Genomic DNA, 12,120 nt, shown 5'->3' with positions numbered 1-12,120 from the left:
ATGATGAGGAGATGTGATCACCTGCAAGACTAAATATCCTCCCCAACTGTATCCCCAAACTCCTAATTTTTTAGCATTGATTTGAGGATGATTAGCAAGCAGTTCAGCAGTCCGAAGGACATCATCTCGATCAGCTATCCCTAAATTTTCAGCCAATCCAGCTTCCATGTGGGCAACCCCCTGACCACTACTGGCACGATAATTAACCGATGCAACTGCAAACCCCTGTTTCACCAATAACTCAATAGAATTGAAGTTATAATAACGACTTAGATTGTTAATTGGACCTCCTTTAATCCAAACAATTCCTGGAAATCCACCCACAGGGGGTTCAGTATCAGGTAAAAAGATTTGGACATAGGGACGTAACCCCATCTTCAGTAGAGAAATCCGTTAAAAGCACTTGTGCAGTTCCTCGTTGATGACTACAACTGCCTAATTCAATGATTCCTGCTCCTAAAGTTTGTTTCAGAAGTTTAGGAGGCTGAAATGCTTTTTCTTCATAAAAAATCACCTCAGAATCAATGCAATTTATAGGAGTATGTACAGCATCCGCTGTTTCAGTTATCGCTTGTTTTTGTCCATTTCTTTCAACCTGCCAAATTGTTTGTCTCCCTAAACCGATTTCATTAGTTGCTAATAACCAACTATCAGGTTGTATTAATAATTGTCCATCATCAAAATCTCCCGGTATAATTGTTTCAGCACCATTATAAGAAAGGTTGCCTATTTGATCACTAAACCGATGCCATTTTGCAAAACCTGTATTGTTACAACGGATTACTAAAGGGAGTTGAGAATCATATTTATCCCAAACTACCTGAATAGGAGCATAAATACCATTAATATCAAGGGGGGAATCACTTGGAGTTTCAATTTGTAAACTATCTGTTTCGACAACATAAACTTCAGAACATTGTCCCCAATTTACACCAATAGCTAGAGTTTTAGCAGAGCTATCCAGAGGAGTAAAACTTTGAACTCTCCCATTTTTTACGAAACATCTTGTTTTGATCTGGCTTTTATTAATGGCAACCTGTAATAAAACTGAGTATTTTTGTGGTTCTCCTAAACACTCATTTATCGTTGAAGTAGCTGATTGATAACTACTGCGAAATAAAATCCAGTTTCCATCTTCTGAAAAAATTATTTCAGGAGAATTATTATTAATTATAGTTTGGGTAAATTCGTTAAAGTCTCCAAAAGAAAATTTGATTGAGCCTTGATAAATTTGAGTGGGTAAACCGTTAGGATAATCAACTAACCAAAGACCTGAATCAATCTCATGAGAACTTTGGACAGCAAAAGCAATTTTTTGACCATCGGGTGATAAAACTGGCGCACTGAGATGATAAGTAGCACCAGTTTGTCCAAAAAAGTTACCCGGTAACAAGGGTTGAGGTAAACCACCTTGTAAACTAACTAGGTAAAGATTAGTTTGTTCACCAACTTTATGACAAGCTACCCACGCATTGTTTTGAGTAGAAAATGTGAAGCCATACCATTCTTCTTCTACCAATAACTCACTGAAAGAAAATTGTTTAGTAAAAGCACTGGTTAGATGTTTTTGTGTTGAGTTCATTAGTGGCTTTCTCCTTTTTTATTTATGAAAATTTTTTAAATTTTTCTAAAATCAATTGGTTATTCAGAAAAAAAACGTTAATTTCTCAATTTTGAAACTAAAATAACTGTATCCCCTTTTTCCGGTTCAAAACCACAAGATTTCAGTTGCGTTTCAAATCTTTCTGTTTTCCCAATATTTTCAGGATAATCACCAAGTCTTCCTTCGGAATAAACTTGTTTACAAATTCCTGTAGTTTTGTTAAGTAATGCAGTTTCTTGAACTTCTGGAATATAAGAATATAAAAAATCCATAATTTGCTGACCTTCAGAAGTATCATACTTTTCATCAAAGGGAAAAAGATGACCAATTTTTGCATAATACTTCATAACAATCGGGTTTTGCGTTCTTCCTCCAAAATACCCTAATTCATTTTGTGGCAAAAATCTTAATACTTGAAAATAAGAATCTCTCCCAAATCCTCGATTTTGCACTTCAGGGATTAAACAAACGGCATTCCACCAAAGAAATAAGTGATCATTAAGTTTTTGCTCTGGTAATAAATACATAGAATATCCACAAACAAATTTGTCTTGGTTGTAAAGTAAGCCAATAATATCAGAATGACATAAACTTTTTCTGATACCATCTAAACTCCAGCCTGACTCTAGATTCATTCCTTGAAGAAAAACTCTATGAATATCTTGTACTAGAGAATCATTGACTTCTAAATTTTCATTTCGGTGAAAATCCCAGTGGTAATAACTCATATCATAGCCTCCTTATAAAACAGCATATTATTCGGTTCTCTTCTGGCTTGAATTGTAAGTTGTAAACTAATTCCAAAAAATTACAGTTCTCAAGGTAGACGCGGTTTACATTAGGATGGATTTGTTTAGATTCATACTGTTCCTTATACAAAAGTTTGTATTTGCACTATTGCACTAAATCTGCTGTATCTCGTCTGACTTAATCTGTATTTATCGAACTAGTTTCTAAGAAGAAGATTCCCCCAGCAATGAGAACACCTCCACTCAGAGCTAAAATTAAATTTGTAGGCAGTTGTAAACCTAGCACTGGTATTAACTTCGCTACTCCAGCCTGAATTGCTACTGTGAGAAAAGAAGAAGAAAGATAAAGAATAGCAGTATGCGATGTCCCAAGGTGCTTTAATCCATGGTTATACGTCAGCCAGATTAGCCCGTGAAGCATACCAATGACAATGATTACTAATACTGGTATTAATCCCAAACTCTTAGCTGAAACGACAAAAGGGGTTATTATTGCCAACGGTACTGATCCTAAAAGCAACAATAAGGCCGTTACCCACAAATTGTTCAGTTTGTGTAGCACTGGCTTAATAACAACGATACCAATCGCAAAGCTCAGGCTAGAAAGGATAGCTTTAATCTCTCCCCAACCCAAAGTTATCTGTAACGCTAGTGGATCAAAGACAATCAAGAATACTCCAGTTAACGTAAACATCCCTGCGATCAATTGTCGAGGGAAAAGTCGCTCTCTTAAAAATATGATTGCAAGAGCGACTATAAAAGGTGTTTCTAGTAAACCTAGTAAAGCTGTTTTGCTAGACCCAATTTGGCGTATCGCATCAACACTTAGCAGATAGGCTAACCCATAAGCAGTTGCAGTTGTCACTATAGCAATAGCATCCCTTACTTGCCATGAAGCTGAGAAACGATAGCGTTTTTTCCTTACAACTAGCAGTAGAATAATTCCACCTAATGTATTAGCTAGTACAGTGATAAATAAAGGCTCAGTTTTGTAGTTTTGGATTATAATTTCAGTTAGCACAACAGATATAGCTGATAATAATCCTGACGTAATAACATAGAGTCCGTAAATAATTTTAGAAGGGAAAAATCTGTCAATCATAATTAGTTTTTCTCATTTATGTAAATAGATTTAAATACTGATTAGTATAAAAATCTGTATTAAGTGTTTTTGCAGCTAATAAAATACACTGATTAGTAAAAATAGGATGCATTTAAACTGCATTAGCTTTTTTGCCATAACCCAATATGGTTCAGGAAATCGGAAGGGGTTGAAACCATTGGATTTTCTTTAGTGTGGGAACAACCCTTAACTGAACCGTATTGTGTCATAAGCTGTTACGCAGCTAAATTTAATATTTTGTAGCCTAGCGTGCTTGCAGTAAGGCTTTTGGGTAAAAAAAGTAAATGCCTAACAGCTTAACCTAATTTTTAAATTTGGTTACCAGCTAGAGAATTACTTTAGTCATGATTACTCGCTTGTCTGATTGGATAGTTCCATCTAGTCGAGGTTGGTAAACATTTTGTGTGAGGTTTAAATCTTGAAAACCAAACTTAATGCGGTAAAATTCTTGTGCAGCTAAATTAGCTTTAGATGTACGAATAAGAACGGTAACTGATTCCTGTAAAATTCTGAATTGACATGAAAGAAGTTCAGTACCAAAACCTTTATTACGATAATCTTTATTAATCCCTAAATCTGCTAAATACAATGTTTTTTTAGGGTCAACTCCAAGTAACTTTATCAAATTGGATGCAGAAAACTTTATTTCATATCCATTAACATCATTTATTATTGTGTTATAAATTGAAGATTCTGTGAATGGTAGTACAGCACTAAAACCTATTATTTTTCATTGGAATATTTCAAAAATAAACTCCCATTGTTAAAGTAATTGCAAAAGATGCTTTTAACATGTTCTTCACTAAATTTTTCAAAATAAGGAGCTTCTGAAAAAATATCCTGATAAAGCTCTATTAGCCCATTTTCCAAGGCTTTATTTAGCTGAAATTGCTCATTAATTTGGATATTCATAATCTAATGCTTCAGGAAATAAATGGTAGGATGATAACAAGTAGACTTATTTTGGCGTGATGTTTTCAATAACTTTTTGTAAGCGGTCTCGTAATTGTTCGAGTCAATGGTAAGTACTAATACGGTTTCGATAAGGTTAATAATTGACATTATTCTCAACAAAGGAACATAATAATCAATTTTTTAGGATTTCAGAAATTGGGATTTTTGGTTAATCGAACCGTATTGGGGTAAGTCATGTTTAATTAAAAAGTAGCTAGGACAAATTCACCTTCATTCACAGAATCATTACTGGAAATGATGTAAACTAATCCTTCTTTTTCCGCATACACAGGAATCAACTTAGGTAATTCTCCTAACTTATTAAAATTAAGAACCTGATATAGTAAATCACCCTGTTGAACATAAGTTTCTAAAGAAACTTGATCTTGAACCATTCCACCGACAGGAGACCAATACTGTTTAACTTGACTTAATCCTCTAAAATTCATTGAAGGATAAGATGATTGATTTATAGGAAAATTATTATCTTCTAACACTCCTTTATTAGCCAAATAGTTTTTAATTCCCCGAACTCCTTTAGCTACTGAATCTGGATTCATTTTCATTCCTGGTCCCAATTCTAAAGTAAAAGCCTCTATATCAAACTGAATAGGTTTTCCTAATTTTGATAAAGCATTTTCTAAAGCTAACCAAGGTTTTTGAAAAGCTTCATCAAAGGCATCTCCATCATATTCATCAAATAAAATTCCATGTTCCAGTAAAAACAACTTGGAACTTTCTTCCCGTTCTGGAAAGTAGTATAAATAATCTATTCCATCTTCTGAATTGCTGTGTAAATCTATCAGATAATCAGCATCTAAACAGAGAGATTGTAGCTTATAGCGATATTTGTCTACTAATTTAACACTGCTAGGAGCAGCTATTTTGTGTGAGAGTTTCTCAAAACTGCTAAGGATTTGTTGCCGATAATTTTGCAAAATTGTATTTTCGTCAAAATTGACTTGAGATTGAGCAAATTCTTCTAAATTATTACACTCTTTCTCATAATCCCAAAAAATACGATTCCAATCTTTGCCATCATAGCTATTAAAACGACCCGTAGAAAATCTATTATTTCGCTGATTAGTACCTAAAGGATTACAAACAGGAACAAGCCAGATTTCACCTGATAATTCATTTTCATTAAGGGTCATCAAAAATTTAATCAGTTCATGAATAACAGCATTACCAACAATTTCTGAACCATGAAGGTTAGATTGAATGTAAACCTTTTTACCAGATGTTGCTCCAATAAACTTGTAAATTTGTTGCTGAAGATAGTCACCAGAAGCTAATTGGAATAATGAATGAGTCGAGATACTAGGAATCATGATAATTCTCCTTGTTAGATGTTGCTAAAATGCTCTATAAATAGATAAAACAGTGCTAGGACTTTATTGAGAAAATCAGCATAACTCAATTAATTCTTTAAGCAATTCGTGAAATTTATTCTGTTCTAAATCAAGAGCTACGTTAATTAAAACTCCGTTCTTATCTTCAACGGTTTGTCCGCTATTTTCTCCTTCACTGACAACAGAAATAGGCAAGAATTCTGTTTGAAAAAGATCAGGATTGATAATATATGCTGAAGCGACAGGATCATATAAGTAGCTATCTTCATCACACATACACTGACTAGCTTCTTACATAATTTTACCAACTTCATTTTGAGATGATAAATTACCTAATTTTTCATTCAATTCTGGTGTGCAAGGAGCTAAATTAGTAACGTCTAAACCAATCATTGTAATGGGAATACCAGATTTAAAAGTTTGACTGGCTGCCAGAGGATCAACATACAAATTCCACTCAGAAACTTGGTTAGGAGTTCCATTACCAGACACACGAACAGCACCGCCCATCATGACAATTTGTTTAACTCCTTTGACAAAATCTTCTCCGCCTTTTTCAATGGCTAAAGCAATGTTAGTAAGTGGTCCCAAACACAGCAAAGTAATTTGTTCAGAATACTGACTAACTGTTTCAATCAAATATTCAGGTGCAGGAGTTGCTATAGATTTGAGTTGAGTGAAAGGTAAATTAATTCCTGGAAGTAAATCAGCCTTATTACGCCAGGGGAAACGCATCTAAATTATCTTGACAAAATACAATTTTGATGTATCAACGAAGAAATCTTAATTTATCGTTTGATTGATTTTTTTGGAGTCATGGTGATTGATTAAAATATTGTCAATAAGGAGGCATTAATGCGAATTTATAGGTCGTTATTGAGATTCAATTGTCCTTATTGATAAGATGCGTTTCCCCTGCTTATTACGCCAATCAGTTTCAAAAGCATGGTTACAATTAAGCGGTTGATCTGCACCGATAGAAATAGGAATATTAACATGACCCGTTCTTTCTAGTAAACGCAGTACATTATTAGCACCTTGTTCAACGTGTGCTACACCATGAACAATTGTGATTCCGATGATTGGTATTTTGGCTGCTAATAACATAGCGATCACCATCGTATCGTCATAACCAACATCGGTGTCAATAATAACAATTGCTTCCAAATTCTTGTTTGCAGAAATATTCATTTTTTGTCCTTTTAGGAAAGTTTAAGTTAGGTAAAAACAAGAAGAAGCTTATCTTTTCTGTGCCACTAAATGATGATTAAAATAAAGTCTATAGTGACGTTCATAAACTCTGAGAACCCAAGGAACAATATCCTGTTCTTCTAATAAATTAAAACGTTTGCTCACTTCAGTTCGCATAGCTTCATTTGATGGCATATTGGGACGACCCCCAATCCACTGTTCAATAGCAGAAGAGTCAGTTTCCCAATAATAAGGATCGGTGGTCAGAAAAATTCCTTGATTTTTTAACAGAGAATCAACATTGTCTAAAAAGCAATCAGGATTTGGAATAACATCAATTAAGTTGATTGCTGTAACTAAATCAAAATATTTCAACTCAAAAGGAATATTTCCTGCTGAAGCTACGACTATATCCACATTATTAGGTCTTTCCACAGAAATTGGTCTTTCTTGGTATGTAACTCCTTCAATATGTAAATGGTAGATATTTTGAAGACAAGGCTGGGCTAATAGGATACATCTGGCAGTAAAAACACTTCCAAACGAGTAATCTAAGCCATAGACAAACTGACTCAGATATGCGAGTCTATAAATTAATCCCCCGACATTACAACCAATATCTAATACTTTCGGTTGTTGTCGCAAATAAGGTTTTGCTAAATTCAATAACCGTTCATACCAGTCACCGTATTCATCATCTACTAGCTTCCTTAAAGGATGATTCAAATCTAAAAACTCTGTTATTTTGTCGTAATGAGCAAAAATATATAGACTTAGGCTAAGTGGATCGTCATAATTCCAATCCATACTACTTGTGTTATTTTCACTAAAAATTCCTAAATGTTTAGACCAGTAATCGAACATTAAAGAACTGATGTACTGAGAAGCTAAACTACAAATTAGGGAGTAATTTTTAGCAACGTAAGTTAAAGGATTAGGAACTAAAATTGCCACACCTGCAACTACAGGATATAAAGTGTTACAATATTCACAATGAAGCAATGCTTCCTGAATTTCTTGTCCATCCGTTACGTCCTTAGAAATAACAGGTAAAATACTTTCATCTAAAGTCAGTGAACCTTTTTTGCATTTAGGGCATCGACAGTCAATCAATGTTTGAGCAAGCATCATTTATCTCCTGAAAAAATCTTATTTTTTTATAATTTGGAGTCTACTAAAGACTCCAAATTAAATAATCTAAACCAAAGACAGTTGATTTTGAATTTGTTGAGCTAGATTTTCAAAAGGTACTTTCTTTTGCTCTCCTGTTTTAAGAACTTTCAAAATACACTCTTGATTCTTCAATTCATCAGCACCAATAATCACACACAAAGGAATCCCTAATTTATCAGCTTGTTGCAACTGTTTTCCTAGTTTACGATTCCCCAATTCTGTCCAAACATTTAATCCAGATTGACGTAAGCTTTGAGAGATTTGTAGATAAACATCTATCAAATCTGACTGTAAATTAGCAACCATTACTTGTGCTGGACTAATAGATAAAGGCTGTAGAATATCAACATCTAATAAACGACGCATTAAGCGAGTGAAACCAATCGAAATACCTACACCTGGCATTTTTTCTCCTACAAACATACTCACTAATTCTTCATATCGTCCCCCAGAACAAATACTTCCTAGAGATTCATAACCAATGAGGGTAGTTTCATAAACCGTACCCGTGTAGTAATTCAACCCACGAGCAATGGACAAATCAAGACAGTATTGATTTTCAGGTACTCCTAGAGATTTAACTCCTTTAATAACAGTTTTTAATTCTGTAATTCCTTCCAAAAATTGTTCAGGATTTCCTAGTTGACTACATTGAGCATCTAGTTGAGTAAATACTTCTTCAACCGTACCTTTGATACTAGTAAAATTGAGAATTTGTGAAGATTGTGACTCAGATAATCCTTCTGACAATAAAGATTTTTTGACTTGAGATTCGCCAATTTTTTCTAAATTATCAACAATTTTAATGCAGCATTTGATTTGATTTTCGTCTATCCCAATAGCTTGAAAAAATCCAGTTAAAACCTTACGGTTATTAATTCTGATTAAGAATTTACCAATGTTGATAGCGGTAAAAATTTCAGCGATAATAGCAGGGATCTGAGCATCATATAGTAAATCTAATTCTCCTCGTCCTACAATATCAATATCACACTGACGAAACTGGCGATAACGTCCATTTTTAGAGCGTTCACCCCGAAAAACCATATCCATTTGATAACGAGCAAAAGGAAAACTTAACTCGGAAAAATGACGAGCAATATAAGCAGCTAAAGGAACAGTTTGATCAAATTTTAAGGCTCGATTTGCAATCTCAGACTCATCTTCATCTGTATTTGAGGAATCCAGAGAAGGTAAAATAGGGCTAATACTATAAATAATATTATCTCCCTGATTTCCCTTTGCTTGTAGCACTTCTAAGCGTTCCACCGCAGGCGTTTCAATTGGGGTAAAACCATAACGCTCAAAAACTTGACTAATTTTCTCTATTAGAACTAATTCTAATCGTTTTTCACCCGGCAATAATTCAATAAAACCGCTAGGAAGTTGGTAATTAATTTTCTCGGACATGGTTAACTCCATAATATTGCAATTGAATCACACAAAATTAATACAAATCCCAAAGATTTAATTCTTCGGTATTAAACAGAATATCGGCAGCTTGAATGCCAGAATACAATCTTCCAGAACATCTCTGTTTATCTGGTGTAAAAGTGTAAGAAAGAATGCTTTTTTCAGCCACTTCAGGACTAGACCAAATAGTATAAATTCCTTCAGAAACTCTGCTAAGATCAGGTAATTAGTGATCCTAATTAGTATTGACAATTAACTGAAACTGTGTATGGCACATCCAACCCTTACTGCATCTGAAGTAGGACAACAAAAAATTCAAGAAGCCATTGACTTGAAGAAATGGAAGGTTAGCCAGGAAGATATTAGACCTTTAGTAGCAGCCTCTCTTAAACACATTGAACAATATCAAGCAGGTAATCAATTAGGTGATAATGATCTTAAGTGGTTAGAAAATTTTGAGAAGATTTTTTACTGTGTAGGAGATAAAGAGCGAAAAGAAGAAGATAAAAAGGCAAAACGAAGGGAAATTAAGGCAGAAATTATTAAATCTTCAGGAGATACTTTACTGGAAAAGATTGAAAAGAAGATTAGAGATGGTGAGATTTATGTTCACAATATATCTGGAGGAACATGGGTTAAATTTGCTAAAAAATCAAAAAGAGAATCGGTGAATGAGACTGCATTTAAACTTTATTGCGATATTTTAGGCTTACCTTGGCAAGAAATTGCTGAAAATAAACTCAATATAGTTATTTTAGAAAATCAGGTAAATGATGATAACAGTGAAATATTAAATATTGAAGTTAAACCTTCTATAAATCTTCCTTTACAAAATCTTCCTCATTCTAGCTACATTGAATTTTTTGGAAGACAAAGAAAATTGCCTTTGTTAAAAAAGCAGCTTTCTTTAAGCAATAATATTTATGCTATCAGTATTATAGGAATAGGTGGAGTTGGGAAAACAAGTTTAATTTTAGAAGCCGCCAATTATTGTTTAAAAGTTAGTGAAGAAAGGTCAGATGAAAATTATCAATATGATGCCATTATATTTAGTACATTTAAACAAAAAGAAATAACAACAGAAGAAATTATCAGACCTTCTCATAAACAAGAACTATCTCATCAACAAATTTTTAATGATATTTTATCAACTTTTGCAAGGAAAGAATTATTAAAATTGGACTTTAATAATTGTATGGATGCGACTCTTGATTTGTTAAAAGATTACAAAACCTTGTTAATCATAGATAATTTGGAAACTGTTGAAGATATTAAGGATATTATTTGGTTTTTACATAAATTACCCAAAAGCGTTAAAGTTGTTATTACCAGTAGAAAAATAACAGATTTTGGTGTTCCAATTCCTATAGATACTTTATCCCCAGATTCAGGACTACAATTAATTAGACATAGGGCTGAACTACAAAATGTTCATTTGAACCACAAGCAAGAAAAAAATATTTATCATATAACTTGTGGTATTCCCTTAGCTATTGTTTTAATTATTGGTCAAATAGCTTATCATCACTCTCCAGAATATGTACTGGAAAATTTCAGTGCTGGTAATAATCATATAGTTGATTACTGTTTTGAGAGTTCTATTAAACCATTAAAAGGAAAATCTAGCTATAAATTATTAAGTGCTTTAGCTTTATTGTTTAAAATCACCTCTGATCACATCATAATTGAAATTGCAAATCTTACAGATAAAGAAGAAATAGAACAGGGATTTACTCAATTAAAAAAGCTCAACTTAATTCAGCGTATGGGGAATAAATATGAAGTATTATCCATTATTCGTAGTTATATATTAGCAGAGTTAAAAAATGATCTCGAATGGGAAAAAGAATTACGTAATCGTTGGGTTAATTGGTATTACGAATTTGTTGAACAATATGGTGGTCAAAATGAAAAAGAATGGCATAATTATCAAGATTTAGAAAAACAATGGGAGAATATTACTGATGTTATTTCATGGTGTATTAATCAAAATAGATATGACGATGTTAAATACTTTTGGCAACAGATTAAAGGTTATTCTTATCTTCGGGGTTATCAAAGCAATCGCTTAACTAATTGGAATAGTCGTTTAGAATGGACTGATTGGTTAATAGAAAAAGCAAAAAATAACAAGGATTATGCAACGGCTGTTGAAGTAATGTTTGATAAGGCATGGACTCTTACTCTCATAGAAAAACCCGAAAAATTAAATGAAGCTATCAAGTTATTTGCTCAAGTACGGCGTATGAAAAAGCATCATAACCCAATGTTTGAAATAGATGTAGCTATAGATATTTCTTATCTTTATATTATTCAACAGAAAATTAATAAATCCCAGAAATGGCTTAATAAAGCCAAACAATTACTAACAAAAGTTCAAGCAGCAGAAGCTAGTCATTCTCGTCAGTTTATTATCTGGAATTTTTATCAAGGTTGGGTTTTTTTTTGAACAAGACCAATATAATGAAGCAAAGACAGTATTTGAAAAATCTTTAGACTTAGCTCAAAAGATTCAATGGAAACGTTCGATCTCATTATGTGAAAAACGATTATGTGATGTAG

At 33.3% G+C, this 12,120-nt stretch carries 13 protein-coding genes; 1 reads left to right on the top strand and 12 read right to left on the bottom strand.

Annotation, left to right across the window (positions count from 1 at the left end; translation table 11 throughout):
- The 12 genes from FJR38_RS26415 to hisS all read right to left on the bottom strand — a co-directional run.
- On the bottom strand, positions 1 to 375 hold a 375-nt coding region (locus FJR38_RS26415; protein WP_168540510.1), incomplete at its 3' end, for a S9 family peptidase.
- Entirely contained in the window at positions 338 to 1,582 is a 1,245-nt protein-coding gene (locus tag FJR38_RS26410; protein ID WP_168540508.1) for a PD40 domain-containing protein, read from the bottom strand. The genes FJR38_RS26415 and FJR38_RS26410, both read right to left, overlap by 38 nt.
- Before the next feature lie 77 nt (positions 1,583 to 1,659).
- Positions 1,660 to 2,238, bottom strand: a complete 579-nt coding sequence (locus tag FJR38_RS26405) for a hypothetical protein (protein WP_168540506.1) — start codon at positions 2,236 to 2,238, stop codon at positions 1,660 to 1,662.
- Between the two features lie 292 nt (positions 2,239 to 2,530).
- On the bottom strand, positions 2,531 to 3,454 hold the full coding sequence (locus FJR38_RS26400) for a DMT family transporter (protein ID WP_168540504.1): 924 nt from the start codon (positions 3,452 to 3,454) through the stop codon (positions 2,531 to 2,533).
- A gap of 346 nt (positions 3,455 to 3,800) precedes the next feature.
- Positions 3,801 to 4,064 (bottom strand): GNAT family N-acetyltransferase, encoded by a 264-nt coding sequence (locus FJR38_RS26395; RefSeq protein WP_217360070.1) that lies wholly within the window; start codon positions 4,062 to 4,064, stop codon positions 3,801 to 3,803.
- Positions 4,065 to 4,198: 134 nt separating this feature from the next.
- On the bottom strand, positions 4,199 to 4,387 hold the full coding sequence (locus FJR38_RS26390; RefSeq protein ID WP_168540500.1) for a hypothetical protein: 189 nt from the start codon (positions 4,385 to 4,387) through the stop codon (positions 4,199 to 4,201).
- A gap of 245 nt (positions 4,388 to 4,632) precedes the next feature.
- Positions 4,633 to 5,760 (bottom strand): succinylglutamate desuccinylase/aspartoacylase family protein, encoded by a 1,128-nt coding sequence (locus FJR38_RS26385; RefSeq protein WP_168540498.1) that lies wholly within the window; start codon positions 5,758 to 5,760, stop codon positions 4,633 to 4,635.
- Positions 5,761 to 5,835: 75 nt separating this feature from the next.
- On the bottom strand, positions 5,836 to 6,057 hold the full coding sequence (locus FJR38_RS26380; RefSeq protein WP_168540496.1) for a hypothetical protein: 222 nt from the start codon (positions 6,055 to 6,057) through the stop codon (positions 5,836 to 5,838).
- 15 nt (positions 6,058 to 6,072) lie between these two features.
- Positions 6,073 to 6,516: a nucleoside hydrolase gene (locus FJR38_RS26375; RefSeq protein ID WP_168540494.1), complete on the bottom strand. Its 444-nt coding sequence runs from the start codon at positions 6,514 to 6,516 to the stop codon at positions 6,073 to 6,075.
- A 138-nt stretch (positions 6,517 to 6,654) separates the two neighbouring features.
- Positions 6,655 to 6,972 carry a nucleoside hydrolase gene (locus FJR38_RS26370; protein ID WP_168540492.1) on the bottom strand — a complete coding sequence of 106 codons (318 nt, stop codon included), beginning with the start codon at positions 6,970 to 6,972 and terminating at the stop codon, positions 6,655 to 6,657.
- A 48-nt stretch (positions 6,973 to 7,020) separates the two neighbouring features.
- Positions 7,021 to 8,103 (bottom strand): methyltransferase domain-containing protein, encoded by a 1,083-nt coding sequence (locus FJR38_RS26365; protein WP_217360069.1) that lies wholly within the window; start codon positions 8,101 to 8,103, stop codon positions 7,021 to 7,023.
- Positions 8,104 to 8,169: 66 nt separating this feature from the next.
- Entirely contained in the window at positions 8,170 to 9,555 is a 1,386-nt protein-coding gene (gene hisS / locus FJR38_RS26360; protein WP_168540488.1) for a histidine--tRNA ligase, read from the bottom strand.
- A gap of 271 nt (positions 9,556 to 9,826) precedes the next feature.
- On the opposite strand from hisS, the gene FJR38_RS26355 reads away from it, so the two are divergent.
- A complete protein-coding gene (locus tag FJR38_RS26355) occupies positions 9,827 to 12,007 on the top strand; it encodes an NB-ARC domain-containing protein (RefSeq protein WP_168540486.1) in 2,181 nt (726 codons plus the stop codon).
- Positions 12,008 to 12,120 lie beyond the last annotated feature (113 nt).

The sequence above is a fragment of the Anabaena sp. UHCC 0253 genome (assembly GCF_009712085.1).
Classification (GTDB): Bacteria; Cyanobacteriota; Cyanobacteriia; order Cyanobacteriales; family Nostocaceae; genus Dolichospermum.
Note: the sequence above shows the minus strand (reverse complement) of the source record. Positions and strands in the feature narration are given on the sequence as shown.

Excerpts from the sequence above, each read along its gene's own strand:
- FJR38_RS26410 (WP_168540508.1), bottom strand. The coding sequence starts at position 1,582 with ATGAACTCAACACAAAAACATCTAACCAGTGCTTTTACTAAACAATTT.
- FJR38_RS26405 (WP_168540506.1), bottom strand. The coding sequence starts at position 2,238 with ATGAATCTAGAGTCAGGCTGGAGTTTAGATGGTATCAGAAAAAGTTTA.
- FJR38_RS26400 (WP_168540504.1), bottom strand. The coding sequence starts at position 3,454 with ATGATTGACAGATTTTTCCCTTCTAAAATTATTTACGGACTCTATGTT.
- FJR38_RS26390 (WP_168540500.1), bottom strand. The coding sequence starts at position 4,387 with ATGAATATCCAAATTAATGAGCAATTTCAGCTAAATAAAGCCTTGGAA.
- FJR38_RS26385 (WP_168540498.1), bottom strand. The coding sequence starts at position 5,760 with ATGATTCCTAGTATCTCGACTCATTCATTATTCCAATTAGCTTCTGGT.
- FJR38_RS26380 (WP_168540496.1), bottom strand. The coding sequence starts at position 6,057 with ATGTGTGATGAAGATAGCTACTTATATGATCCTGTCGCTTCAGCATAT.
- FJR38_RS26375 (WP_168540494.1), bottom strand. The coding sequence starts at position 6,516 with ATGCGTTTCCCCTGGCGTAATAAGGCTGATTTACTTCCAGGAATTAAT.
- FJR38_RS26370 (WP_168540492.1), bottom strand. The coding sequence starts at position 6,972 with ATGAATATTTCTGCAAACAAGAATTTGGAAGCAATTGTTATTATTGAC.
- FJR38_RS26365 (WP_217360069.1), bottom strand. The coding sequence starts at position 8,103 with ATGATGCTTGCTCAAACATTGATTGACTGTCGATGCCCTAAATGCAAA.
- hisS (WP_168540488.1), bottom strand. The coding sequence starts at position 9,555 with ATGTCCGAGAAAATTAATTACCAACTTCCTAGCGGTTTTATTGAATTA.
- FJR38_RS26355 (WP_168540486.1), top strand. The coding sequence starts at position 9,827 with ATGGCACATCCAACCCTTACTGCATCTGAAGTAGGACAACAAAAAATT.